Here is a 24,518-nt window from a genome sequence, read left to right on the forward strand (position 1 = left end):
TGGATTTTAGATATAATCCATATTAGTATGAGAAATATTAAAAATAAATGGATAAAAGTGGATCTAACAAAAACAAAAATTGAGGAGAATTTAATATGGGTATTCGTGAAGACGTAGGTGGAATTTTGAATGAGCTTATGGAAAGAGCTCCTGGTGATGTTACTGGTGCTGCTCTTTTAAGGCCGGATGGTTTAATGATAGCATCTGTTTTACCTCAAGACACTGATGAGAAACGTTTAGCTGCAATGGGTGCAGCAATTGTAGGTACTTCTCAAAGAACTTGTGATGAATTGAGTAGAGGAGATTTGGGTGAAATTATAATTGAAGGAAGTGTTGGGAAAGCCACATTCTCTTTTGCAGGTACTAAAGGTATTTTAGCTGTACTTTCACCTAAAGATGTGAATCTGGGTTTAGTACTCATGGAAGTAGAAAGAACAGCAGATAAAGTGAAAGAAGTAATGGAGAAATAAGAAGGGATTTTAAATGACAGAAGATATGAAGATGGATACAGTGGTAGCATTACTCCGTGATCAACCAGATCCTATAAATGTTTTATACGCAGCATCATTAATGGGACTAACTAAAGGTCTCTGGAAAGTATCAGGGGCAGGTTCAGCAGGAGTTACTAGAGCTTTTGGAGAAGATATATGGCGTCTTATTAAAATAGGATCAACACTGCTTAAAGCAGATCAAGATACAAGCAATCCTCAGAAAGCGATGGAATTTTATGACAGTTATCTCATTGGACGTTTTAATGTAGCAGATAGTATGGATTATAATGTAACCGATGATAGCATAGAAATTACGGTTAAAAACTGCCGTGCTCATCATTACACAGACTATCTGGAAGAAAATGATGTCCCTCGTTCTGTTGGATGTCCACTGGCTTTAGGCTGCGTGGCTATGATGGAAGAAGTTACAGGGAATCCTTTCATAGTGGATAGTATAGAATCTAAAGATGGGAACAGCAAAATTATACTTAAAAAATTTTAAATTGTAGCCAATGTATAAAAAAAAGGGGCGTTAATAATTAATGGCAGCGGGATCTATCCTTAAAGTAGTTGTATTTGGTGCTCTTAATGCAGGTAAAACTACATTCGTCGAAAAATTAAGTGGGCAAAATTTACTTCTTAAAGGTGACTTTGAGAGCATTACCACAAGCTTTGATTTTGTCCAGATTGAACAGCAGGGATTCTTAATACATCTATTTGCAAGCCCGGGACATAGAAGGTTTTCTTTTATGTGGAATACTCTTGCTACTGGAATGGATGGAGCTATACTTTTAATTGATTCTACAGTGGGGATATCTCCCGTCGACCATGAACTTGTAAACTTTATAACTGGCTATGATGTACCTTATATAATTGCTGCCAATAAAACTGATATCTGTGAAATTAAAGACTCTCAAATTCGGGAAGAACTTAGTATACCTGATGAAATTCCAGTGGTTAACACGTCAGCACTTGAAAATCAAGATCTCGAAAACATAATGGGCAGTCTTATAAGAAATATTGAAAAAAAAATAAATAATTTGGGTAAATCCAATGAAACTTGAAACAAATTTCGAAAAAGCTTTAATTTCTATAAATAGAATAACAGGAGTAAAAGATTCTGTTCTAGCAGGATTAGATGGTATTCCTATAAGTAAATTAGATGAAAATACTTCTATTTTAAGCGCTACAACTGCTGCAGCACTTGGTGCAGTTAGAGAAATGATTAGAAGCATTAGTTATGGTAATTTAGAGAAATTAATTGTTGAAACGGATTCGGGAAAGATTATTATAGAAGAATTTGGAAACAGGCATGTTATAATAGTATTAACAGAAAACAGTGCTAATATTGGAATGATCAGGGTAACTCTTAAAAAAGTAGTTAGAGAGTATATGGATAATTAATCCTCTTTATACTATCTTTAAAATCAATTAAATCAGTGATTTGAAATGAGGCCGATTTCAGAGCAAATTTATGAAGTTCTTGGGGATATGCAGGAACGTGCTGATATTAATGAGTCCTACGTTATCCGAAAGGACGGACTGATATTTACTTCAAGTAACCCCCACGTTAAAAACCAGAGAATAGCTGCAATGTCTGCATCTTTACTGGAAATTGGTAAAAAAACCCTTGAAGATGTGGGTAATGATGATTTAAAACGTCTTTTAATAACTGGAGATAAGATACAGATAATTATTATGGGTTTCTCATCTGTAGCTTTGGTATGTTCTATGAATTCAAATGCCAATACAGGTATGGTTTTTTTAAGGATGAAAAAAGCAGTAGAAGAGATATATGATATAATGCAGGAAGCTTACGGATCTGATTCAATATAATACTTATATATCTTTTTGTTTTGTCATGAAATATTATTTATACTTGATTTATTACATTTAAATCCGCGCTCTGGAGTATTTTGCAAATATTACTATGGATTATTATGTGAACTTTGATTAAATAAATGGAATTTTTTTAACCAGTATCACATGTTAATGAATTATAACCATGCACATATCATGTGCATGAGCGAATCCTTTAGTTTGTGACTATTAAACTAAATTTTAATTCCCATAAATTTGCACCAGTTTGAGTGTCTATATGGGTTTCTGTTTATTATTTGCCCTTCTGGAACATCGTGTATATCATTCTTTGAAACTTACTGAAGATTCTTAATAGAACTTTGGAATTCCAGAAATATACTGAACTAAAATCTACTTTCCAGTTATTATTCACCTATTTTGCGGTAGTTTTTGTAAGGGCATCGCCCGTGCATTAGAACTTTAAACTTTCTCATTTTAGAATGATATTTTAAACTAAAAACAAAAATTAAGGCCTTAAAACGGCCTTTGCATGTCTTCCAGCCCAGCATTGAATACATATTCCTATTGGAAGTCCTGCAGTATGGGTATCTGCAGTTAAAATTTTCACATCGAGAGCTGTTGTTTTACCTCCGAGTCCCATTGGACCAATTCCAGTTTTGTTTATCTGGCATAAAAGATCCTCTTCCAGTTCTGCAATCATCTTGTCTGGGTTCCGCTCTCCAACTTTTCCAAGCAGTGCTTTTTTTGCAAGTTTCATGGCCATATCGGATAGTCCTCCAACTCCAACTCCCACAATTATTGGGGGGCATGGTTTTCCACCTGCAGCAGTCACTGTATCCAGAACGAACTTTTTAATGCCTTCAATACCTTCTCCTGGCAAAGCCATTTTGAGGGCGTTGTTGTTTTCTGATCCAATGCCCTTTGGAAAAACTGTAAATTCGATTTTTTCTTCATCAATAAGTTCTATATCTATTTGAGGAATCAAATTGCCCGTATTCGTACCTGTATTTTCTCTTGTTAGTGGATTTACCACGTTTGGCCGGAGTGGTATTTCTTTAGTGGCCCTTTTGACCCCATTTCTTATGCCTTCATAGAGGTTTTCAACTTCTACTTTACCAAGTTTAACAAAAATGATTGGGAGACCTGTATCTTGACACATTGGAACGTCAAGTTCTTCAGCAGCTTCAATATTATCAAGTATAGCTTTAAGATTTAGACATGCAATCTTATCATCTTCATTTTTATATGCCTCTTCAAGCGCTTTCCTGACATCACCCGGCAACTTGATTACAGCCTCTTTGAATAAGTTAAATATTGTATCTTCTATAGTACTTTGAGTAATCATGATAGTCCTCGAAATTTCTCTTTGATAATATATTATGTTGAATATTATTAAGTTTATAATTAAATTTTTAAATTTAACATTTTGTTTAAAATTTTAATCTGTTTTATTAATTAATCTGATGAGATTTAAAAATTATTGCAAGCTTAAAGATTCCAGTTAAAATATTTAATTAAAAGCTTTTTTTTGGATAAATACTTATGTAATACTTTTAATATAATTAGTACGATAATATGAAGGAATATAATTACGATGAAGTCTGGACTGAAGTAATTAGATTTGTACTGGAATTACATAAAAACCCTAAACATAAGCCTAAAACAGTTAAAGATGCACAAAATATGTTGGAATTTATTCCCGCAATAAGAAATATTATATATACAATTGATGACACTGATAAATATCTGGAAATGGTTATAATGGCAGATGAACTTGAAGAACTACTTCAAGGAGACTTAAAAAAACTTCAAAATGGTTTTAAATGAATGAGTTACTGCCAATTAATAATTCTAATTTGTAGGATCCATTCGCTGTTTTAGACATTTAAATGATGATTAATTTTATTTTAAATTTCAGGCGCTACACGTTACATAAGTGCCCATTCACCTTCAAGCTCGGTTAGGGCGAACTGGTGATTGTTAACCACGTCGATTACATCATCTGCATTGCATTTATCAAGGGAATATGTACAAATGGCAAGTATATTGGATTTACCAAATACATCATTTATTTCTTTTTCATACTGGTCGAATTCATTCCAATCATCTTTTTCAAGCCAAAAAGTATTTCCACTTAGTCTTAAACCATCATAGCCGTTTTTTAAAGCATAATTCAATTTTTCAGTCCATCCATTTAAGATTCTATTTGAATCAAAGGTATTTTCCTTAAGATACCAGTCTTTGTAGGAAATAATTTCAATTTGTCCCTTTTTGAGATAACTATCTGCATAAGGGACAGCATTTTTTAATGCTTCTTCAGCTTCTTCTGTAGTTAAGGGTTGTGAGGTAACCCACATGCAGAACTCATTGTTTTCAAGCCCTGCTTGAAAATAAGGGATCAATATATCTATTAAATTTTCTTTAGTTTGATAGAATTGACAAAAATGTGTACCCCATGGTACTTCTCCAATAAGTTCAATACATGACTTCCTTAATTGGTCTTTCATTCATATCTTCTCCAAAAAGTAAAATCAATTCTTAAATATTGCTATTAACTTTAATATAATTATTGATTATAGTAAGATGTTAAAATATGGCATTGAATATTGTTTGAGAATTCTATACTTATAAAATAGCCTGATTTTAATTAATCTGCAGCTAATAGGTTATTTTAAAACAAAATAAATTTTAATAAAAAAGAGTAAGCTTAATCAATTCTGATTAAGCATTATTGAATAATTCAGTACCTCATGATCATCCGAAGCCTTTCAAGTTCCTTAGCAACTTTTTCACGCTTATCTAATATCATTTCTGATGAATCTTCTTTCAAGCCGCCGGTTGGGCATGTAAGTACACAGCGAGGCGTTTCCTGGTCAATACAAAGGTTACATTTCTTTGCAATGCCTTCTTCATTTATGTAGATGGCTCCAATAGGGCAGGCTGTTTTACAGAGGCCGCATCCTATACACGCGTCTTCATCAACTACAATTGCACCGTCTATTTCTTCAATAGCGTCTTCCGGGCATATGTTTAAACAAGGTGCCCGATCTGGCGCACAGTGTAAACAGTGGATTGCAACTCCTTCTATAACTCTTATTGCATTTTGAGGGCATTCCCTTTCACATTTTGAGCAGTCTTCGCAAAGTTCTGGTCGTGAAATTAATTCTCTCATGTCATGCCTCCTATTTAAGAGCATCCTTTGCCCTTGAACCGTGTGTTAAAACACTTACGAGTCCTTTCTTTTTAGACTTTTTACCGATACCTGATAACTTTTTAATGTGTTCTGCTTGTTTCTCTAGCTTCATTTTCTCAGTATCTACAATGGAAATGGCTCTTTTGGAACATGCTTTAACACATGCGGGAGTATCAAGATCAGGGCACTGGCTGCATTTGTGCGCTTTTCTTTCATGTATTGAAATTGCCCCAAATGGACATATGAGCATACATAGAGAACATCCTATGCATTTTTCAGAGTCAATTGATCCCTCATCAATTGCATCTACAGGGCAGATTTTCATACATGGGGCGTCTTCACAATGCTGACAAATAATGGGGTAATAAGCGCCTTCGACTTCTCTTACCATGATTCTTGATGTGCCGTGAAGTTTTTCACATGCTCCTTCACAATCTCCACATCCATCGCAAATCTCTGGTTGAATCAATACTTTTTCCAAGAATATATCCCCCTATATTTTAAGTTCAGCGCATATACTGTCCACATAATTCTGGATCTTTTCTTTTTCTTCATCAGCAAGATGTCTAAACCGTTTTTGAGCTTCTAAATATTCATTTACAGGTTTTCTCTGCAGTGGTTTGTATGTTACTTTAAATTCACCATCTACAATCTCATAAAGCAACCATGAACCAGTGTCAACAGCTAATCTCCCAAGTTCTATGGTTTTTGATGGATCATATCCCCATCCGGTTGTACATGGTTGGTGGAGGTGGATATAAGCAGGTCCATCAATTTCAGTTGCTTTTTTAACCTTTTTCATGAAGTCTTCAGGGTATGAAATGGATGCTGTTGCAACGTAAGGAACACCATGGGCTGCCATTATCATTGGAATGTTTTTCTTTGGTTTATCTTCACCAAAGCTCTCTTTTCCATGTGGTGATGTGGTTGTTGATGCACCGTATGGTGTTGCACCACTTCTTTGGACTCCAGTGTTCATGTAAGCTTCGTTATCGTAACATATGTAAATTAAATTATGTCCCCTTTCCATAGCTCCTGAAAGAGATTGAAGCCCTATATCTGCTGTTCCACCATCTCCAGCAAATACTACGACATTAACATCATCTTTTCCCTGTGCTTTGAGAGCTCTTTCAACACCTGATGCTACCGCTGCAGCATTTTCAAATGCTACGTGGATCCATGGGATGTTCCATGATGTTTCAGGGTATGGAGTTGTAATAACTTCTAAACAACCTGTTGCAGATACTGCTACAGTGTTTTCACCTAGCATTTTAAGTGCAAGTCTTGCGCCTATGGTAGCACCACATCCAGCACAACCTCTGTGCCCAGCAGCAAGAAATTCTTTTTCAGGTACTTCCATTTTATGCTTCCTCCTCTTTTAAGCCGATCCAATTAATTGTATCGCTTTCAGTAGAATTTTTGGTAATTTTAATTATATTTCTTATATCCTCGTTGGATACGTCACGCCCTCCAAGACCTAATATAAAGCCTCTGGCATCTACATCCATTTTAGCTTTGATCTCGTTGAACAGGACTCCTCCAATACCCAGTGAGATGTTTTTATCCAGAACAGCTACTCTATCAGCGTTCTTAATTGCATTGTATATATCTTCTTTAGGGAATGGCCTAAATGCTATTACTCTGAGAAGACCGACTTTATGCCCTTCTTTTCTCATGTTGTCTATAACTGCCTTTATTGTACCACAAAGTGATCCCATGGCTATGATGATCACTTCAGCGTCATCACACATGTAATTTTCAACTAAGTCGTACTTACGACCGAATTTTTCGGCGAATTCCTTGTTTACGTTCCTTATTACGTCTTTAGCTCCTTCCATAGCTACTTCCATATCATGCCTTGCTTCCATGTAGTAATTAGGGTCTGTAAATGTTCCAAGTGACATAGGGTCTTTAGGATCAAGATAGGAATGTGTTGGTTTGTATGGAGGTAAAAATTCATCTACTTCTTCCTGTGTTGGGATATCTACAGGTTCAACTGTATGGGTGAGATAATATCCGTCTACACAGACCATACTTGGAAGTAAGACTTTTTCGTTTTCAGAGATTTTGTAAGCCTGTAATACAAAGTCAAGAGCTTCTTGAGCATCTTCAGCAAAGAACTGCATCCATCCAGTATCTCTTTGTGAGATTGAATCTTGCTGATCATTCCATATGCTTAATGGTGCTGATAGCGCCCTGTTTGCATTTCCCATTACTATTGGGTTTCTTAAACCGGCTGCTGCAAATAAGATCTCGTGCATTAATGCTAAACCCTGAGAGGATGTTGCAGTAAATACTCGAACACCTGTACCTGATGCACCTACTGCAGCACTTATTGCACTGTGTTCTGATTCAACTCTTATGTATTCTGCGTTTAAATCTCCATTTGCAACAAAGGTTGCCAGATATTCCGAGATGGTTGTTTGTGGAGTTATAGGATAAACAGGTACGACTTTTGGTTTTGCAAGTTTAACTGCTTCTGCAATAGCCCTGTTTGCTGTAATAACTTTCATCTTATCCTCTCTCCATTTTAATAGCTTTTACAGGACACTCATGGGCACAAATCCCGCATCCTTTACAATAATCATAATCTATATCTGTTTCTTTAGTTATGCACCCTTCTGGGCAAAATAAAAAACAATTTTCACAATTAATACATTTGTCTTTATCTAAAACAGGTTTAAATGTTCTCCAACTTCCTGTTTTATTTTTGACACTGCTTCCAGGTTCTTTAACAGTTGCTCCTATGGCTGTCATGAAATCACCTATTTTTTAATTTTTTCATAGGCTATTTTAGCTGCATTAGCGTTCTTTTCACCTATTTTTCCAGGGAAAGTTTCTTTAGTTACTTTAATAAGGGAATCTAGTGAAACTATATTAGTTACTCCTGCGAATGCTCCTAACATAACTGTATTGACAATTGGAACTCCTAAAATATCCAGAGCAATTCCTGTGGCGTCAATACTATATGGGTCTACATTTTCTCCAAGATTAACGCTATCTGTGGTATTTATTACTACTTTTCCACCCTCTTTAAGCCCTGATAATACATCTACTGCTTCTAAGAGAGTTTCATCCAATACAATAACATGATCAGGATTATAAACTTGATATCTTCTTCTTATTGGTTTATCGTTTATTCTTGTAAAAGCCATGACTGGTGCACCTTTTCGTTCAGCACCGAAGAACGGGAACGCTTGACAATACTTTCCATCTTCAAAAGCTGCTTTTGCTAAAATTTCAGCAGCAGTCACTGCACCCTGTCCACCACGTCCATGAAATCGAATTTCGATCATACTGTACCTCCATTCCTCATGTATAATCATTATAAATTAGGATATATATATATTTTTAATCATGACAAATTTTATTTTTGTAATATTATTTGATTATAACTAGAGGCTAAAAAAATTCAATTCTTAAATATATTTTCTTAATATAAATAGAGAACTGTTAAATGAAAATAAACAGGTGTGAAATCCTAATAAAAAATATCTAATTACTATTTTTAGTCATAGTTATACAATCTTTTTATAAATTATAGCAATTGTTAACTTATTTTTAAAATTGTTTAAATGATTAAATCAATTAAAAATAACATGCTGGGGATACAATGCGTAAAATTAGCCTCTTTTACATTTTAATGGTATAAAAAAATGTTTATAACTATTTCTTTGTAAAATAAATTTTTAATAATGTTTGATTATTTAAAAATATCTTTAACTATAGTTAATACAGTTTTAGTACTAATTTCAGGTAGTTTTATATAATTTGGCAGGATATAATTGATAGAAATTACTTACATTACTTGGGGGAGAGATTGATGGATTCAACAGAAATAGATAAAAATAGGTTAAATGCCCTGGTTAATGAAGCTGTGCAAAATTATGATGATGCTGATAAAAAGAATATTTATGGGGAAATTGGCGCATCTTTAATTTCAATGGGCCTGGAAGCAGATGGTGACGTTAAAAGTAAGTGTTTATTAAAACCTCAAGAATCTTTTGATTTTAAAAAAGAACCTCTTAATTCCAGAAAGTTATTTGTAGATACAATATCCCGCGAAATTCCTGCTGAAAGTGCAGAAGAAATAGGAAAAAACTTCTGGGAAATTTTTAAAAAGAAAACTAAATCTTACATATGTGGAAATGAAGGTATAATTAAACTTATAAAGGATGGAAAAGTCAATGAAGCGCTTAAAAGTACAATTACTTTGATATTAATTCCAATGGGAATATGTGGGCTGTGGATACCTGCAATAGCAACTATAACTAGTGGAATACTTATTCTTCTTTTAAAATCAGGAATAGAAAGTCTCTGCAGTCTAAACAATGCATAAATTTTGATTATTTTTTCAGTTAGCTGCTTAAAATTGATACCTTAATTTAACTTATTTTTAAGTAGTTAAATCTAATAATTAGAAACTACTTATTGAATTTATAGTGAATGACCAAATATTTTTGACTAAATTTTATAAGGAATTTTGTTAATATGCCAATGATTTAAATATATACTTAAATTCTAAAATTAAGCGTTTAAAAAGTTACGTCATTCACTATTAATTACAGTTAAGCTCATGGCCGTAACATTTTGATGTGTTATGTTATACTGTTTGATTTAAGGAGCAAATCATTTATAGAATTTAAACTGTACTCCGGTCGCGAGCGATTATCGATACTTCTCAATTAATTTGTAAGTGGTTAACATGAAAATCTTAATAGTAACAGGTAAACTTGCAGGTAAGCTGGTTAAAGATATTTCAAGCAAGTCTAAGCAAGAAGTATATACTCATGTAGTAGATACGCCAATTGCAGCATTTTTAACTCCTCGGAAAATATTGAAGGAACTGAAAAACCTGGAAAATGTTGATGTTCAGTCTTATGATGTAATTATAACTCCGGGACTTATACGTAAAGATGTAAGTACTATAGGTGAAGAGACTGGAATTCCAACCTATAAAGGCCCTAAAGACGCTGCAGATTTAAATATAATCCTTGAAATGATAGATGAACTGGAACTTTCATCTCAAATACCTGCAGATAAATTAATTGAAGAAGAACTGAAGAAGCGGGCCTTGAAGTTTATAGAAGACTTTGAGAAGGATGAAAAAACCACTAAAAAACTTCTTAAAAAGCCTGAAAATATCCTTGTAGGTAACCTGCCGGTAGGTGAAGACTTCCCAATGAGGGTACTGGCTGAAATTGCAAATGCACCTTTACTCAGTAAAGATGAACTCCTGAAGCGGGCAAAATATTTTGTAGAAAATGGGGCTCAGATGATAGATATTGGAATGATTGCAGGTGAAAATAAGGCCGATAAAATTCCAGAAATGGTAAAATTATTGAAGGAAAATTTAAATGACATCCCTATAAGTGTTGATACTTTGAATCCGGTAGAAATTAAAGCAGGAATTGAATCAGGGGTTGACATGGTTTTAAGTCTTGATCATGGGAACTGTGAGGAAGTGCTGCCTTTAATGGAAGAGAAACAGATTCCTGCAGTTATACTGCCAACAGATTTCGGAAAGAACTGGGTACCTCATACTGTGGAAGAACGTGTTAACTCACTGGAAAGTCTCGTAAAAAAATGTAGAAAAATTGACGTAATAGCTGATTTAATTCTGGACCCTATTAACAGCAAGAGCATAGTTGAGTCAATAATAGCGTGCCATGATTTCAAAGCACGAAATAAGGTACCTTTATTCTTTGGAGTCGGAAATGTCACTGAGCTCCTGGATACAGATTCTGTTGGTGTAAATGCATTACTTTCTGGAATTGCAATGGAACTTGGGGCAAGTATTTTATTTACGCCTGAAGAAAGCGGTAAAACACTTGGCAGTGTTCATGAACTTTCAGTTTCGTCAAAAATGATGTTTCTCTCAAAACATAGGGGTTCTACAGCAAAAGATCTGGGTATAAACCTTATAATTTTAAAGGATAAACGTAGGGGAGAAACATTAATTGAAGAAGTTGATGCACCGGTATTGGAAGGTGCAGAAAACTATAAATTCACCCAGGACCCTAAAGGGAGCTTTAAAATAATGGCCGAAAATGGTTTTATAAAGGCGGTGCACTATATTCATTTGAAGCCAGATATGGTCATTAAGGGTAAGACTGCAAAAAGTGTTTATGATGAAATAATTAAACAGGAACTTGTTTCAAGAATTGAACACGCAACATATCTTGGTGCCGAGCTTCAAAAGGCAGAAATAGCAGCCAAACTTAATAAAAATTATATTCAGGATTTTCCATTATTTAAAAATTTAGATTATTAATTTAATTTCCAATTATTTAAAGCAATAATTCAAGATGTACATTACAAGTTAATTTTAGGTTATAATCATGAAAACATGCACTAAATGCGGCGCAACGCCTGTAATAATACATAGAAAAGCCTCGGGGCAAATGCTGTGTAAAGACTGCTTCATTGAATCAGCAACTGAAAAAGTTTTAAGAAATATTCGCAGAAATAAGCTCATAGAACGTGGAGACAAAGTTGCAGTTGCTTTATCTGGAGGGAAAGATAGTGTAATGGTTCTTGATATCGTTAATTCACTCTATGAAAGAAACATAATAAACCTTTTCGCCATAACCATTGATGAAGGCATAGAAGGATACCGAAAGCATGGGGTGGAAATTGCAGCGAAAAATGCCAAAAAATTAGGCATAGATCATAGAATAGCATCATTTAAGGATTACTTTGGAAAAACACTCGATGAAATTCTGCATAATGAGTCAAGACAGCACGGTGCATGTACTTATTGTGGAGTATTTAGAAGGTGGATCATTAACAGGGTGGCAAGGGAAGAAAATGCCACCAAAATTGCAACAGGCCATAATTTGGATGATGAAACTGAAGCAATACTAATGAATTATCTTGAAGGTAACATAGATAACCTCACAAGAATTGGGGTAAAATCAGAACCTAAAAATGATAAATTCACCGTCAAGATAAAACCAATTAGGGAAATTCCAGAAAAAGAAGTGGCATTATATGTAATTGCCCGTGAGCTGGATGTTCATTTTGATGAGTGCCCTTATTCAAGGGAATCATTCAGGGGAGAGGTTGGAAGATTTGTAAAAGAACTATCTGTCAATCACCCTACTATAATGTATTCGACCCTTAAAGGCTTTGATAAGATAAAGCCAGCCATAAAAAAAGAATTTTCAGGTAAAAAAGTAAATATGGGAAATTGTATACAATGCGGCGAGCCAGCATCCCATGAATTGTGCAGGGCGTGCCTGTTTGCTAAATCATTAAATGGAGAACAGTAACATGGAAGTAACGGTGATCTTTGGAAAAAAGGAAGAAAACAGAGTAATTCCGGAAGAAACAACCATTAAGGAAGTACTTGATGCAATGGATATCTCTTCTGAGACAGTTGTTGTTAAAAGGAACAATGAAATTGTGATAGAAGAAGAATTCCTTGTAGATGGGGATGTAATTGAAGTTATACGTGTTATATATGGGGGATAATATTTCTCATGATTTTAGAGTGTATTAAGTTAAATTCAATGTTTCTTCTCCCATAATATTAAATTTTATAGAATTTATAAATAATAAAAACCAGTATATAGATAACAAACTTTGATCCTAACTTGGATGTGAATATGTGGAAACAACTGATGCCATTGAAAACTGCGTTTCAAATCATTTCACTGTAAAAAGTGTTTATAAAGAGCCAAAATCATTTTATTTTGTAGTTTATGATTACAGCAGGGAGAAATTTCTCCAACTGGTAGAAGATCTTGATAAAATAGGATACCTACCTTTTATTGATGAATATAATGAGAATTATAAAATAAGTATAGTTAATAAGCCTGAATCTGCTGAATCAAAGGTCCATCTCAATATTTTCCTTTTTTTAGTAACAATTGTTACTACTGTATCTGCAGGATACATGCTTGGAGGGAATATTTGGGAAGGAATAACTTTTTCAATAGCATTATTGGCCATAATTGGATCACATGAAACTGCACACTTCTTTGCAGCAAGAAAACATGGTGTGAAGGCTACTTTACCTTATTTTATACCAGGTATCCCTCCAATAGGTACTTTTGGAGCAGCTATAAACGTAAAATCTGCGATACCAGATAAAAATGCCCTTTTTGACCTCGGAGTCAGCGGGCCTATTGCAGGGTTCATTGTAACAATCCCAGTGCTTGTAATTGGTATTTTATTATCTTATCTGGCCCCTATGAGTAGTACAACCATGCAGATGTTTCCGTCTCTTCTTCTGTACATCCCGATGACAATTGCATTTCCTGCTGTACCTAACGGGTATGGTGTAATATTGAGTCCAGTAGCTTTTGCTGCATGGGTAGGGACAATCATTACTATGCTCAATTTAATGCCGGTTGCAGTTTTAGATGGAGGTCACATTTCAAGGTCCATGTTCAATGCGAAAATTCATCAGTATGTATCTATAGCAGGCATAGTTGTAACAATACTCCTTGGATGGTATGCAATGGCATTATTAATGGCAGTATTTATTCTATTTATGGCGAAAACACATCCTGGTGCATTAGATAATGTTTCTAAACTCAGCAGAAATAGAAAGATAATTGCAGTATTGACAATTGCTATTTTCATTCTCTGCTTGACACCTGCACCGCGAACATTTTAACAGAACTCATAAATTAAAAAATTCAGTATTTTAAGTTAATTACAAAATATACATGTTAATATTTATTAAAAAATAATAAGAGGAATTTAAATGAAAGTTTACTATGAATGTGCGCCCTGTTTTTTAAGACAGGCCAAAGAAGCACTTGATCTTGCAACAGATAATCAATCACTTAAAATGGAAATCATGGAAGAACTGGTAGGAGTTGTGTACAATGATTTTCATAAAGGGGCGGTTTCTAACGTTGTTGGAACTAGGATACACAGAATTATTAAAGATAGAACTGGAAATGAAGACCCCTATCTTTTAGAGAAGAGGAAAGGGAATGATATAGCGTTAAAATTCCTCCCAAAAATTAAGAAAATATTAAATGGGAGAGATGGGCTTGAAATATATATAAAAGCTGCTATTACAGGTAATCTAATTGATTTTGGGGCGCTTGGAGTCAATTTTGATGTTGAAAAAGCTATCTGCAAGAATATGGAAAAAGAAATTACATTAAATCAAATTGATGAGCTTGAAAATGAACTCAAATCTGCAAAAAATGTCCTTTACCTGGCAGATAACAGTGGAGAAATAGTCTTTGATAAATTGCTCATAGAAAAGCTTAAAGATTACGATGTAGATGTTACAGTTGCTCTTAAAGAAAAACCTATACTTAACGATGCATGTATTGATGATGCAGTTCAAATTGGGATGGATGAAGTTGCAATGCTTGTATCAACAGGGACAGACTCAATAGGTATTTTATATGCAGATATATCTGAAGAATTCAAAAAAATTTTTGAAGAAGCAGATCTTGTAATCAGCAAAGGACTTGGAAATTATGAAGGTATGACTGAAATGGAATTAGGGGATAAACCAGTATTCTGTCTTTTCAACGTCAAATGTAATGCTGTTGCAAAGAGCGTCGGAGCTAACGTAGGCGACAACGTCGTTTTGGAACTTTAATTGTAAATTATCGAGATACTGCGGGTGATTTAATGAAAATAGGATTTTTAGGGTTTGGAGAAGTTGCTTCGACTCTGGCAGAAGGACTTTTAAGCAATGGTGCTGATGTCTTTACATGTGTTGAAGGCAGGAGTTTAAAAACAAAGGAAATAGCCGAAGAAACCGCACTGAACTTATGTAAATCAAATCAAGAACTTGCTGAATCTTGCGATTTTTTAATTTCTGCAGTTACTCCGTCTCAAGCAGTTAAAATATCTAAAGAAGTTGGAAAATATGTTAAAGGGATTTATATTGATATAAATAATATTTCGCCTTCAACTGCTGAAGAAGCGTTATCACACATTGAAAATGGGAAAACAGCAGACGCTTCAATAATAGGCAGTGTACGAAAAAATGGGTTAAATGCACATATACTTGTATCGGGACCATGTGCAAAACAATTTTTAGAATTAAACCAATATGGAATGAACATAACTGTTGTGGGTAATGAAATAGGCCATGCTTCTGCTATTAAACTCCTTAGAAGCTCATTTACTAAAGGAATTTCTGCACTACTTTTTGAAACACTTTATTCTGCTTATAAGATGGGAATTGATGAAGAAACATTAGAATACATTGCAGAAACTGAAGGTGGAGGCTTCAGGGAGTCTGCAGTATCTCGTATCATAAGCAGTGCAGTACACTCAAGGCGAAGGGCTGAAGAGATGGAAGAAGTTATTGGGTTAATTTCAAAAAACAGTGATGCTAAAATGAGTAAAGCAACAGGTGAGTTTTTTAAACAGATTTATGGTGAGATTAACGGTATTGGCAAGCGGCCTGAGGATTATAAAGAAATTTTTGAAATTATGGATAATAAAAATAGAAAAAAATAAATTTTATATATGAAATTATGAACTTAATGAATCAACAGGTAATGTGAAATAAAATGTTGATCCAACACCTGGCTCTGATTCGACCCATATTCGCCCGCTGTGGCGTTCAACAATCCTTTTAGCCACAGGTAATCCAATTCCGCTTCCTTCATATTCTTCTTTTGTATGCAGTCTCTGGAATATGGTGAAAATGCGGTTAAAATGCTCTTCTTCAATTCCAATACCATTATCTGCAACAGAAAATACATATTCATCTTCATTTCCCTGGCATGAAATGTGGATTTTGGGCTGAACTGCAAACTGTCTAAATTTAATGCTGTTTTCAACCAGGTTCTGGAATAACCGTAAAAGCTGACCTGAATCTGCATTTACCTTTGGAAGTTTATCATAGGTTATTTCTGCATCATTATCTTCAATTAAGGTTTTTAAACTGGAGGCGGTATACTCAATGATTTCTTCAGTGTTAGTTGGCTTAAACACTTTTCCTCTTGATACTACCCTTGAATACTGAAGTAAATCCTTAATCATTTCCTGCATCCTGGTTGAAGCGTCAACAATGTAATCCATGAACTCATCAGAATCTTCATCGATTTTGTTTTTATATCGTTTTGCTAAAAGCTGTGTGAAACTTGCAATGGTTCTAAGCGGTTCCTGTAGATCGTGGGATGTTACATATGCAAACTGTTGAAATTCTTCATTTGAACGATTTAAATCTGCGGTAAGTTTTTTCAACTGTTTTTCATAAATATCCTTTTGAGATTCTACAGAATCTTCTAATTTTGAAATATATATGCTGAATTCTTCATTGGTATTTTCTAAGTTGATTATCTTTTGATTTAATTCTTCAACTCTCAATTTTTTAGCATCTAATAGCTCTTTGGATTCTTTTTGCTTTCTTAGAACTTCGTTAACGCGTTTTTCAAATAATTTTTCAGAATTCTCATACTTTAAAAGGATTTCTTTGGACTCGTCATTGGATTTTTCAAGTTCAATAACTTTTTGATTTAAGTTTTCAATTTCTGAATTGGAGGTAGCTACTATTTCTGCAGCGTTTTTAAGTTCACTAATATCACGATTTATGAGTACATATTCTATGGAAGGACCATTATTATCACGTTTAGCTATAATTGTGCTCTTTATATTAAGGGGGCTGCCGTCTTTACTGTAATGAATATACTCAGAATTTAAATATTCGTTAGTTCTCAAGTACTCTAAATCTTTGAGCCGTTCTATAGGGCTTTCTTTAGATTTAAATACATTATAAACAACTTTTCCAATTACTTCGTCTTCTTTCCAGCCGTATATATTCTTGGCAGCGTCGTTCCACATTTTTACTCTTAATTTGCCATCAACCACAATTACTGCATCACTGACATTATCTATAATCTCATCATTGAGATTCGACGTATTTTCATTTTTGGTAGTTTCCAGCTCTTTAGCATGAGTTTCAATTAAATTCTTAATAAATTTCTCATTTTCTATCTTAGAGTCTTCATATTTGGAAATAATTTCTTTGAATTTATCATTGATTTTTTCAAGCTCAGCAATTTTTTGATCCTTCTTTTTAGCTTCCAAATTTTTGATATTTAACAACTCTTCTGCTGCTACTTGCTTTTCCAGGATTTCATTAACCTGTTTTCCAACAGATTCTTCACTTTCAGAAGTTTCATATTTGGAAATAATTTCTTTAAGTTCCTGGTTGGTTTTTTTGAGTTCATTAATTTGTTGAGTAAGATCTTCAATTTCTAAGATAGAATTTTCGGATTCTTTTTGTTTGGATAATAAATCCTGTGCTCGATTTTCTACCAGTTTATCCAGGAAATCTCGTTGATTTTCGCTAATCGTATCTTCATTTCGTTTATAATCAGTGACATCTGTTAAACTAAGTAATATTCCTGTTACTTCGTTGTCATCTTCAACTGGTTTAATTACCCAGTCCCAATAAGTAATTCCTAATTCTGGGTGTTCGAGGGGCATGGAATATGCAAAATATGGCTTACCACTCTCAACTACGTTTTTAAATATTTTTTCGTTCCCTTTATGTGGGTACAGGTCAAAATGGTTTTTTCCCACAAAAAAATCTGGAGTTTTATTGCTTTTTTTAGCATATGCTTTATTTACCCCAATAAAATTAAAGTTTTTGTCCAGATAAGCTATCATAAAATGTGTGTGGTCAAAAATAGTTTCCAGCATCAAAGCATTTTCTGAGATTTCATTTGATAAATTCATATTATCCCCTATCTCAATTTTAAATTTTAAAGAGCCCAATATGCGAATTAGGATTGAACTAATTCAGAATTGTTGATTTATGTATATTTAATTTTCTATATATTCTTCAAGAATTCATTTTTTGAATGTATAAAAACTTTATTAATTTTTTTTATAATATTTATTACCATTTTTGGACTGTCAGTACTTTTTATTCTAAAGGTGTATGTTATTACATACCTGTTGCACTATTATGACTAAATATAAAAGTTAGTAATACTAAATTATAGGTAAGGGTGATTAAATGGAAAATATTGGAAATGTGATAATGGCGAGTGAAAGTAACTTAAAAGAAATAGAGAGTGATATCAAAAAAACTGGAAAACCATCAGATGAATCTTTGGATCAGGCAAATGAAATTCTGGATAAGTTAAATGCAGAAGTAGGTGGAATTTCAGATAATTTCATGTCTTCAGCTATAAATGAAATTATTGATCTTTATAAAAAAATACTGGAAGAATATAGATAGGACATTGCTTTGGGATCTCGAGGCGGAAAATTGCACATCTAATAATTATTTTTTCTTGTTTAATTTAAAAATCCTTATTTTTTACTTTTTATTATTTAAATTTGATAAAGTAAGTAATGCATTTGGTGCTATCTTTTAAAACAAAATTAGGCTTTATTAATTTTGAATCAGCCAATAATGTGGAATATACATTGAAAAAATTTATTAATTCGTTTAAATATAAATAACAAAAGAATTGCTTTTTATATAAAACATTACTTAGAATGCTATCATGTTTTGAGTTTTCAAGAGGGTTGTTATGGTTGTAGATGAACAAGTAGAGGAATGTCAGAATGCTTTAGAAAAGCTTATCGGTAAAAAAATTGTTGAAATTAAATTTAAGACATATGATCATGACTGCTGGAAACTTTTTATAACTACAGATAAAGATGAGCTTGTTATGACATTTTGTAAAGACTGGAAGTGCCCAGTTACTCAATACAGGGATGCTGATTATAATAAATAGTATGAATGCCGATTTAAAATATCAAAAAGATAATATAATAAATTTAAAGATTTTAATTATAAATAAACATATTAAAACTTTTAATAATTGTCATATGATAAATTCTAAATGTTTTTTCTATAAAAATGGATAACTAAAATTTTATCATGTCTTAATATTAATTAAGATAATATGCAATTACTAGAAAAATTTTCAATTGAACCTGTTAACACCAGCCTTTATGAGCTGGCTTTTCTTCATGAGTCTTATTCAAATGAAAACGGCATCGATGAATGTTATGAGAGGCTAGAATTTTTAGGTGATGCTGTTCTTGAGATAGCGGTTTCTGAATTTTTATACAATATGGATTCTAATTTAACTGAAGGTGAATTAACAAGTTTACGTTCAAATTATGTATGTAAAAAAGCACTTCATGTTTATTCTATGGAACTGGGCCTGGATCAGTACATAAAATTAGGGGCTGGTCAAGAATTAACCCGTCGTGAAGTCGATTCAATTATCAGCGATGTATTTGAATCATTTATAGGGGCTTTATATCTTGATTTAGGCCTGGATACTGTGAAGGAATTCCTTTCCAAAACAGTTATACCTCATATAAAAAATAAGGACATCTTTTTTTGTGATTATAAATCCAAATTAAAGCAGTTATGTGATCAAAGTGGTGTAGATGTGGTTTATGAGTTAATACTGGAGGAAGGGGAACCTCATGATAAAACATTTGGTATGGCTGCCGTTATCAACGGTAAGAACTATGGAACAGGTACTGGTGGAAGTAAAAAAGAAGCCCAGCAAAACGCTGCCAAAATTGCACTGGATAACCTTTAAATTATTATATTTATGTTGTCAGGTGTAATATTGTTCATTTTTATATAATAAGTATATATTTGATTTATTGATGGATAAACGTGTTTTATATTATTTATTTTTTTAATTATCCGTATTAGCGATAATTTTCAAATTAGTTTAATCTTTTGGGATATATTCTATTTTTAAAAAAGAAAAATTGTAAATAATTTTTAATCAAATAATAATACTATATGTGGGATGCAATATAACTAGGTTTAATGGAGGAAAAACTTGCCTAAATACCTTTTTGATTACTTAAATGAATTTGAGGACTTCAAGAAAGATGAGAAAACAGCGGTTATAACAGATATAGATGGTACTATAAGTAAAATAGTTTTAGATCCCTATGAAGCCACTATAACTCAGATCATGAGGGCTACACTTGAAAAACTTGTAGGTAAGTTCCAGTTAGTTGGTATTATAACTGGAAGGAACGTTAAAAACGCTAAAGAGATGCTTGAAGTAGATGGATTGCTTTATATTGGAAGCCATGGGCTCGAATATTTAAAGGATGATGAAATTCATATTGAACCTGAAGTAGAAGAGTATTTGCCCATTATACAGAAGATTGCTCAAAATATCCAGACTGAAGAGGAATTATATAACATTAAGAATATTTTATTCCAGGAAAAAGGACTTTGTTTTACAGTTCACTACAGAAAATGTGAAGATCTGGAAGGAACGCACAGGAAAATTTTAGAAGCTATTAATGAAATGGAAGGTATTGAGAAATTTAAGATTACAGAAGGACGTAAAGTCGTGGAGATAAGACCTAAAATTGGTCATGACAAGGGCACGATACTTGAAAAGCTTATTTTTGAAAATGAGGTTGAAAAGATCATTTACTTAGGCGATGATGTAACTGATGTCGATGCATTTAACAAACTAAAGGAACTCAAAGAAAATGGTAAAGCCCATGGTATGGGAATAGTCGTAGTTTCGGAGGAAGTCCCTGAATTTGTTAAAGAAAATGCATCTTTTTACGTTAATGGAGTTGATGAGGTACAGAAGTTCTTTAACTGGCTTCTGGAAAATTAAATTATAATTAATTATTTCATTGTCCAATAAATATTCTGACTCTCCAACCTTCTTTTTTATGCACTAACTTTGCGCTTAGCGGAATAAAATGAGAATCAATAAGAAGCCGCAGGTATGTAGCAGATTGGGCAGGTAACTTCAGGGGGCTTTTTATTTTACGGTTTTCAGTACGTATCTGGCAGGCCAGTTTCTCCCTTTTATCAACAAATAAGGAGGCATCAATCCCCTCTTTTAAATCCTCGACTTCAAAACTTCTAAGGTGAAGCCCTGCCTCAACAGTATACTGAGGTTTCGGACCTCTTTTTCCTTTTCTAAACATTTCATGAGCATCTGAGGATTTAACTCCTTTTTCAACATTAGAAGATACAAACCATGCCCTTTCAATCACACTTTCTACAGTCTGATCTGGAGGAATAATTCCTTCTGCTTCATAATGTTTAATAAGATCAAATACCTCTTCACGTGTCACGTCCTGCTCAACTGAACTTATTGCAAGCCTTGTAAGAACTGGACCGTATCCTGCCATTCTCAGTGCCGCCCAAATCTGATCTTCGTTTCGGTATTGTCTACCTTTAATGATGGCCTCTGCTGCATCAGCATTTATATGGGCTATATTAAGCAGTTTTGACCTTGAATATTTATTAAGCCGTTTTGTAATGGTTTCAATGTCCCGTTTTCCGGGAATATTTCCTTTTTTTATCTCTTTTTGAAGGATCTTTACTGTGGAGTCAGGGAGGACTTCTTTTACATCTTCAGGTATTTCGAAGTTGTTCTCAATTATCTTTGCCCTGATTTCTCTGCCTGATATTTTACCGTCCATCTGCAGTTCAGGAATTATGTGGAACTTCATTTTCCGTTTGTATTTTTTGTAGAGGAAATCATTCACTGCAAACCATCTTATTACGTTACGGTTTGGGAGGCTCCGTGGAATACCGCTGAATATACCTCGTTTTGCAAATGATGCTGCATATTTCTGGATTTTACTGGTTGAAACATTGGCTGCATCAACGTAGTCCACAACACCATCTTCAATCATCATCGCTATCCTGATTGGAACGGTATATGCAAGAGTCAGCCTGTGGTGAAGCCCTTCAATGGGTACAACTCTATCAGCACCTGCTTTAAGTGCCATTTCGCGTCTTGCTTCGTAACTTGCAAAAAATGGGGCATGGTTAGCGCTGTAACCTTTATTTAAATAAATTACAACTTCATCTCCTGTTTTCTCTGCAATGTCTCTTCCTTTTTCTATGAGTTTAGCGTGTCCGTTATGTACTGGGTCAAAATCAGCGCTTATTCCAATCATGTTTTATTTCCTTTTTATTCATAATTAATGCTTTATTGAATGATTTAAAACTTGACTTTATATTATAATTATATTGAGATATGTAGTTGATTTATAATATTAATTACTTTTATGTTTAGTTAATAGATTCAAAATTAGATTCCAATAACTCAAATTATGATGGGAAAATGCACTGTAATCTCTAATTTTATAATTTCTTATGAAACTTAATTAAAAATAAAACAGTAATTGACTTTAAAAGGATGATTTTAGCACATAGTTACGTTATTCAATGTTTCAATAAATCTTAAATCCAAAATAACCAGTAAAAAGTGGGAATAATCCAAAATTAAAATTTAATTCTAAACTTTTTTAGGTTTAAGATGGTGTAAAGGCAAGTATAAGAAATATAATTACTAAATAAAGAAGGAAACCAGTCCCATTGGATAGTGATATCCAATGTAAATCCAGTTAAAAATAATTATTAATTGCTCATGTCCATGATCCTGTGCATGAGTTACACTTCATGTTAAATTGTAGTTTTAATTGATTAAATGTGACTTACCTTAAAAAATATAGCTTAACCAGTAACACACGAAAAGCAATATTATTTGCACAACCTTCGGGGCATGAGCATATTAAATAAACTATTGCTATCTTTAGTTTTGATATTATATTAAACCTCAATACTGCAGCATTTTTTCAATGTTTTTGCTTGAAACTACTTAATAAGTAAAAAGGTTAATTATTCAAATTAACCAATTAAGTTAACATTAGTTTTGTTTACAAGTTTAGCTCCTATATAGTACCCGCTGTTATCTTTGTATCGATTTATTTCAAAAATTGCTTTTGTGGGTTCTTTATCTGGAACTTTGGCTACAATACTGACGTTGTGGGTACCCAATGCAATATTGGTAAGATTATATGAAAATTTGCCCATGTTACTGGGAGTAACACTATGATTATCAATAGTAACGGTGGCTCCTGGCTCTGTAACTCCATTAAAAGTTAATGTATTCATGTATATGCCGCTAGCATTACTAGGGGTAACATTTAAATCTGTATATGTTGGTAATGATGTGCCAATTACTATAACTGCTATGACGCCCAATACTATGATACTAAAAAATATTATCAAAATTTTAGCTGTTAAAGTTTGCCGTTTCCAGTATCTTTTTTTTTCATCTCCTTCTTTAGGAGTATCTGACATTTGATTCCCCCCTTAAATATCTTATATTTTAGAAGATAGAATTATATTATCAATTATTCATCTTCATTTATCAGATTAAATAAAATGTTTTTAAGAGGACGATAATATCAGTTACTATTACAATCAAATAGAAATAATTATATCGACATTATAAAGATAATTAAATATTTTTCATTCATAGTGAATGTAATGTTTATATACACATTAAATTCATTTAAATAGTGAGGATGCTTGTTTATGAGTTTTAAAGAACCGACTTCAACCCAGGTATTTTTTACAGTTGCAATAGGACACACCTTTGGCAGTTTCTTTTGGAAAAATTACGTTAAAAGCCTCAATTTAAATGGAAATGAAAGAATTTTAGAATATGGTTCAGGATCGGGTGCTCTTTCAAGGCACATAGCTCCAATTCTCTTAAAAAGTGGGGGGAGTTTAACCTGTGTGGATATATCTCAAAAATGGATGGGCACTATCCAAAAAAGAATGGATAAGTATCCTAATGTAGAATTCAAATTAGGAACAATCTTTGACTTAGATATTCTGGATAATTCTTATGATGCAGTTGTAATCCATTATGTTCTGCATGATATCGATTCTAATTTAAGAGAAGAAATTGTGATGGCTTTAAGCAGGAAATTAAAAAAAGGTGGAAAAGTTTATATCAGGGAGCCTTTAGCAGATAATCATGGAATGCCCGCCGCTGAAATTAGAGAATTAATGGTAAAAGCAGGATTAAATGAAATTGATTTTGAGATAAATAATGTAAGGCTTGTTGGGAAGAGTACTGAGGCTGTATTTCAAAAATAATTGGTACTTTAAATCCATTTAAGCTATTACTTATAATTATTAAATATTTTTTGTTATTTTTAAAATAGGAGTATAAATTTTCGTTATTTTTAATTTAAATGTTAATTGGGTATTTTTGAATAATTTGCAATTTACAGGG

At 33.2% G+C, this 24,518-nt stretch carries 29 protein-coding genes; 18 read left to right on the forward strand and 11 right to left on the reverse strand.

Going from position 1 to position 24,518, the window contains the following annotated elements:
• The first annotated feature begins 95 nt into the window (after positions 1-95).
• Genes EJ01_RS11430 through EJ01_RS11450 form a run of 5 tightly spaced genes read left to right on the forward strand, consistent with a single transcriptional unit; the run spans position 96 to position 2,327 of the window.
• Positions 96-470 (forward strand): roadblock/LC7 domain-containing protein, encoded by a 375-nt coding sequence (locus EJ01_RS11430; RefSeq protein ID WP_052376113.1) that lies wholly within the window; start codon positions 96-98, stop codon positions 468-470.
• A 13-nt stretch (positions 471-483) separates the two neighbouring features.
• Positions 484-993 carry a hypothetical protein gene (locus EJ01_RS11435; protein ID WP_048082862.1) on the forward strand — a complete coding sequence of 170 codons (510 nt, stop codon included), beginning with the start codon at positions 484-486 and terminating at the stop codon, positions 991-993.
• Between the two features lie 40 nt (positions 994-1,033).
• Positions 1,034-1,555, forward strand: coding sequence for a GTP-binding protein (locus EJ01_RS11440; RefSeq protein ID WP_048082861.1), 522 nt, complete (start codon positions 1,034-1,036; stop codon positions 1,553-1,555).
• Positions 1,545-1,895, forward strand: a complete 351-nt coding sequence (locus EJ01_RS11445; RefSeq protein ID WP_048082860.1) for a roadblock/LC7 domain-containing protein — start codon at positions 1,545-1,547, stop codon at positions 1,893-1,895. Before EJ01_RS11440 ends, EJ01_RS11445 begins: the two co-directional genes overlap by 11 nt.
• A 45-nt stretch (positions 1,896-1,940) precedes the next feature.
• Positions 1,941-2,327, forward strand: a complete 387-nt coding sequence (locus EJ01_RS11450; RefSeq protein ID WP_048082859.1) for a roadblock/LC7 domain-containing protein — start codon at positions 1,941-1,943, stop codon at positions 2,325-2,327.
• 490 nt (positions 2,328-2,817) lie between these two features.
• Here EJ01_RS11450 and EJ01_RS11455 read toward each other — a convergent pair whose 3' ends face one another.
• Positions 2,818-3,657, reverse strand: coding sequence for a fumarate hydratase (locus tag EJ01_RS11455; RefSeq protein ID WP_048082858.1), 840 nt, complete (start codon positions 3,655-3,657; stop codon positions 2,818-2,820).
• A gap of 230 nt (positions 3,658-3,887) precedes the next feature.
• On the opposite strand from EJ01_RS11455, the gene EJ01_RS11460 reads away from it, so the two are divergent.
• The gene (locus EJ01_RS11460; protein ID WP_048082857.1) at positions 3,888-4,139 is read left to right on the forward strand and encodes a hypothetical protein; all 252 of its coding nucleotides are present in this window, start codon (positions 3,888-3,890) and stop codon (positions 4,137-4,139) included.
• Between the two features lie 101 nt (positions 4,140-4,240).
• Here the strand turns inward: EJ01_RS11460 and EJ01_RS11465 are convergent, their stop codons facing one another.
• The 7 genes from EJ01_RS11465 to porC form a co-directional block, all read right to left on the reverse strand.
• Entirely contained in the window at positions 4,241-4,819 is a 579-nt protein-coding gene (locus EJ01_RS11465; protein WP_048083034.1) for an MEDS domain-containing protein, read from the reverse strand.
• A 233-nt stretch (positions 4,820-5,052) separates the two neighbouring features.
• A complete protein-coding gene (locus EJ01_RS11470) occupies positions 5,053-5,484 on the reverse strand; it encodes a 4Fe-4S dicluster domain-containing protein (protein WP_048082856.1) in 432 nt (143 codons plus the stop codon).
• 10 nt (positions 5,485-5,494) lie between these two features.
• Positions 5,495-5,986 carry a 4Fe-4S dicluster domain-containing protein gene (locus EJ01_RS11475; protein ID WP_048082855.1) on the reverse strand — a complete coding sequence of 164 codons (492 nt, stop codon included), beginning with the start codon at positions 5,984-5,986 and terminating at the stop codon, positions 5,495-5,497.
• 12 nt (positions 5,987-5,998) lie between these two features.
• Entirely contained in the window at positions 5,999-6,865 is an 867-nt protein-coding gene (porB, locus tag EJ01_RS11480) for a pyruvate synthase subunit PorB (RefSeq protein WP_048082854.1), read from the reverse strand.
• Position 6,866: 1 nt separating this feature from the next.
• Positions 6,867-8,018: a pyruvate synthase subunit PorA gene (gene porA / locus EJ01_RS11485; protein WP_048082853.1), complete on the reverse strand. Its 1,152-nt coding sequence runs from the start codon at positions 8,016-8,018 to the stop codon at positions 6,867-6,869.
• A 1-nt stretch (position 8,019) separates the two neighbouring features.
• Positions 8,020-8,262 carry a pyruvate synthase subunit PorD gene (gene porD / locus EJ01_RS11490; RefSeq protein ID WP_048082852.1) on the reverse strand — a complete coding sequence of 81 codons (243 nt, stop codon included), beginning with the start codon at positions 8,260-8,262 and terminating at the stop codon, positions 8,020-8,022.
• Positions 8,263-8,270: 8 nt separating this feature from the next.
• A complete protein-coding gene (gene porC, locus EJ01_RS11495; RefSeq protein WP_048082851.1) occupies positions 8,271-8,801 on the reverse strand; it encodes a pyruvate synthase subunit PorC in 531 nt (176 codons plus the stop codon).
• Between the two features lie 527 nt (positions 8,802-9,328).
• Between porC and EJ01_RS11500 the strand changes: the two genes are divergently transcribed.
• The 7 genes from EJ01_RS11500 (at position 9,329) to EJ01_RS11530 (ending at position 15,954) form a co-directional block, all read left to right on the forward strand.
• Positions 9,329-9,844 (forward strand): hypothetical protein, encoded by a 516-nt coding sequence (locus tag EJ01_RS11500; RefSeq protein WP_048082850.1) that lies wholly within the window; start codon positions 9,329-9,331, stop codon positions 9,842-9,844.
• A 366-nt stretch (positions 9,845-10,210) separates the two neighbouring features.
• Positions 10,211-11,779: a dihydropteroate synthase-like protein gene (locus EJ01_RS11505; RefSeq protein ID WP_048082849.1), complete on the forward strand. Its 1,569-nt coding sequence runs from the start codon at positions 10,211-10,213 to the stop codon at positions 11,777-11,779.
• A gap of 67 nt (positions 11,780-11,846) precedes the next feature.
• On the forward strand, positions 11,847-12,779 hold the full coding sequence (locus tag EJ01_RS11510; protein WP_048082848.1) for a TIGR00269 family protein: 933 nt from the start codon (positions 11,847-11,849) through the stop codon (positions 12,777-12,779).
• Between the two features lies 1 nt (position 12,780).
• Positions 12,781-12,981, forward strand: a complete 201-nt coding sequence (locus EJ01_RS11515) for a MoaD/ThiS family protein (protein ID WP_048082847.1) — start codon at positions 12,781-12,783, stop codon at positions 12,979-12,981.
• Positions 12,982-13,117: 136 nt separating this feature from the next.
• Complete coding sequence (locus EJ01_RS11520) at positions 13,118-14,131, forward strand: site-2 protease family protein (protein WP_048082846.1); 1,014 nt, start codon at positions 13,118-13,120, stop codon at positions 14,129-14,131.
• A 90-nt stretch (positions 14,132-14,221) separates the two neighbouring features.
• Positions 14,222-15,082 carry a damage-control phosphatase ARMT1 family protein gene (locus tag EJ01_RS11525; RefSeq protein ID WP_048082845.1) on the forward strand — a complete coding sequence of 287 codons (861 nt, stop codon included), beginning with the start codon at positions 14,222-14,224 and terminating at the stop codon, positions 15,080-15,082.
• Positions 15,083-15,114: 32 nt separating this feature from the next.
• A complete protein-coding gene (locus EJ01_RS11530; protein WP_048082844.1) occupies positions 15,115-15,954 on the forward strand; it encodes an NAD(P)-dependent oxidoreductase in 840 nt (279 codons plus the stop codon).
• Between the two features lie 15 nt (positions 15,955-15,969).
• Here EJ01_RS11530 and EJ01_RS16630 read toward each other — a convergent pair whose 3' ends face one another.
• Positions 15,970-18,183, reverse strand: a complete 2,214-nt coding sequence (locus EJ01_RS16630) for an ATP-binding protein (RefSeq protein ID WP_052376115.1) — start codon at positions 18,181-18,183, stop codon at positions 15,970-15,972.
• A gap of 283 nt (positions 18,184-18,466) precedes the next feature.
• Between EJ01_RS16630 and EJ01_RS11540 the strand changes: the two genes are divergently transcribed.
• From EJ01_RS11540 to otsB, 4 genes are all read left to right on the forward strand, one after another.
• Positions 18,467-18,691, forward strand: coding sequence for a hypothetical protein (locus EJ01_RS11540; protein WP_048082843.1), 225 nt, complete (start codon positions 18,467-18,469; stop codon positions 18,689-18,691).
• 298 nt (positions 18,692-18,989) lie between these two features.
• Entirely contained in the window at positions 18,990-19,196 is a 207-nt protein-coding gene (locus EJ01_RS11545) for a hypothetical protein (RefSeq protein ID WP_048082842.1), read from the forward strand.
• Between the two features lie 171 nt (positions 19,197-19,367).
• Positions 19,368-20,021, forward strand: coding sequence for a ribonuclease III (rnc, locus tag EJ01_RS11550; protein WP_048082841.1), 654 nt, complete (start codon positions 19,368-19,370; stop codon positions 20,019-20,021).
• 252 nt (positions 20,022-20,273) lie between these two features.
• A complete protein-coding gene (otsB, locus tag EJ01_RS11555; protein ID WP_048082840.1) occupies positions 20,274-21,080 on the forward strand; it encodes a trehalose-phosphatase in 807 nt (268 codons plus the stop codon).
• 16 nt (positions 21,081-21,096) lie between these two features.
• On the opposite strand, the gene EJ01_RS11560 is transcribed toward otsB, so the two are convergent.
• Complete coding sequence (locus tag EJ01_RS11560; protein ID WP_048082839.1) at positions 21,097-22,383, reverse strand: nucleotidyl transferase family protein; 1,287 nt, start codon at positions 22,381-22,383, stop codon at positions 21,097-21,099.
• Positions 22,384-23,116: 733 nt separating this feature from the next.
• Positions 23,117-23,572: a hypothetical protein gene (locus tag EJ01_RS11565; protein ID WP_048082838.1), complete on the reverse strand. Its 456-nt coding sequence runs from the start codon at positions 23,570-23,572 to the stop codon at positions 23,117-23,119.
• A gap of 237 nt (positions 23,573-23,809) precedes the next feature.
• On the opposite strand from EJ01_RS11565, the gene EJ01_RS11570 reads away from it, so the two are divergent.
• Positions 23,810-24,379 carry a class I SAM-dependent methyltransferase gene (locus EJ01_RS11570; RefSeq protein ID WP_048082837.1) on the forward strand — a complete coding sequence of 190 codons (570 nt, stop codon included), beginning with the start codon at positions 23,810-23,812 and terminating at the stop codon, positions 24,377-24,379.
• Positions 24,380-24,518: the final 139 nt, after the last annotated feature.

Origin of the sequence: Methanobacterium veterum (genome assembly GCF_000745485.1) — an archaeon.
GTDB lineage: Archaea > Methanobacteriota > Methanobacteria > Methanobacteriales > Methanobacteriaceae > Methanobacterium_D > Methanobacterium_D veterum.

Bases quoted from the DNA above. Each gene is read 5' to 3' on its own strand.
- EJ01_RS11565 (WP_048082838.1), bottom strand. From the start codon at position 23,572: ATGTCAGATACTCCTAAAGAAGGAGATGAAAAAAAAAGATACTGGAAA.
- EJ01_RS11465 (WP_048083034.1), bottom strand. From the start codon at position 4,819: ATGAAAGACCAATTAAGGAAGTCATGTATTGAACTTATTGGAGAAGTA.
- EJ01_RS11430 (WP_052376113.1), top strand. From the start codon at position 96: ATGGGTATTCGTGAAGACGTAGGTGGAATTTTGAATGAGCTTATGGAA.
- EJ01_RS11560 (WP_048082839.1), bottom strand. From the start codon at position 22,383: ATGATTGGAATAAGCGCTGATTTTGACCCAGTACATAACGGACACGCT.
- EJ01_RS11570 (WP_048082837.1), top strand. From the start codon at position 23,810: ATGAGTTTTAAAGAACCGACTTCAACCCAGGTATTTTTTACAGTTGCA.
- EJ01_RS11505 (WP_048082849.1), top strand. From the start codon at position 10,211: ATGAAAATCTTAATAGTAACAGGTAAACTTGCAGGTAAGCTGGTTAAA.
- porB (WP_048082854.1), bottom strand. From the start codon at position 6,865: ATGGAAGTACCTGAAAAAGAATTTCTTGCTGCTGGGCACAGAGGTTGT.
- EJ01_RS11525 (WP_048082845.1), top strand. From the start codon at position 14,222: ATGAAAGTTTACTATGAATGTGCGCCCTGTTTTTTAAGACAGGCCAAA.
- EJ01_RS11500 (WP_048082850.1), top strand. From the start codon at position 9,329: ATGGATTCAACAGAAATAGATAAAAATAGGTTAAATGCCCTGGTTAAT.
- EJ01_RS11440 (WP_048082861.1), top strand. From the start codon at position 1,034: ATGGCAGCGGGATCTATCCTTAAAGTAGTTGTATTTGGTGCTCTTAAT.
- EJ01_RS11460 (WP_048082857.1), top strand. From the start codon at position 3,888: ATGAAGGAATATAATTACGATGAAGTCTGGACTGAAGTAATTAGATTT.
- EJ01_RS11510 (WP_048082848.1), top strand. From the start codon at position 11,847: ATGAAAACATGCACTAAATGCGGCGCAACGCCTGTAATAATACATAGA.
- porA (WP_048082853.1), bottom strand. From the start codon at position 8,018: ATGAAAGTTATTACAGCAAACAGGGCTATTGCAGAAGCAGTTAAACTT.
- porC (WP_048082851.1), bottom strand. From the start codon at position 8,801: ATGATCGAAATTCGATTTCATGGACGTGGTGGACAGGGTGCAGTGACT.
- porD (WP_048082852.1), bottom strand. From the start codon at position 8,262: ATGACAGCCATAGGAGCAACTGTTAAAGAACCTGGAAGCAGTGTCAAA.
- EJ01_RS11450 (WP_048082859.1), top strand. From the start codon at position 1,941: ATGAGGCCGATTTCAGAGCAAATTTATGAAGTTCTTGGGGATATGCAG.
- EJ01_RS11540 (WP_048082843.1), top strand. From the start codon at position 18,467: ATGGAAAATATTGGAAATGTGATAATGGCGAGTGAAAGTAACTTAAAA.
- EJ01_RS11435 (WP_048082862.1), top strand. From the start codon at position 484: ATGACAGAAGATATGAAGATGGATACAGTGGTAGCATTACTCCGTGAT.
- EJ01_RS11455 (WP_048082858.1), bottom strand. From the start codon at position 3,657: ATGATTACTCAAAGTACTATAGAAGATACAATATTTAACTTATTCAAA.
- EJ01_RS16630 (WP_052376115.1), bottom strand. From the start codon at position 18,183: ATGAATTTATCAAATGAAATCTCAGAAAATGCTTTGATGCTGGAAACT.
- EJ01_RS11445 (WP_048082860.1), top strand. From the start codon at position 1,545: ATGAAACTTGAAACAAATTTCGAAAAAGCTTTAATTTCTATAAATAGA.
- EJ01_RS11515 (WP_048082847.1), top strand. From the start codon at position 12,781: ATGGAAGTAACGGTGATCTTTGGAAAAAAGGAAGAAAACAGAGTAATT.
- rnc (WP_048082841.1), top strand. From the start codon at position 19,368: ATGCAATTACTAGAAAAATTTTCAATTGAACCTGTTAACACCAGCCTT.
- EJ01_RS11470 (WP_048082856.1), bottom strand. From the start codon at position 5,484: ATGAGAGAATTAATTTCACGACCAGAACTTTGCGAAGACTGCTCAAAA.
- EJ01_RS11530 (WP_048082844.1), top strand. From the start codon at position 15,115: ATGAAAATAGGATTTTTAGGGTTTGGAGAAGTTGCTTCGACTCTGGCA.
- EJ01_RS11545 (WP_048082842.1), top strand. From the start codon at position 18,990: ATGGTTGTAGATGAACAAGTAGAGGAATGTCAGAATGCTTTAGAAAAG.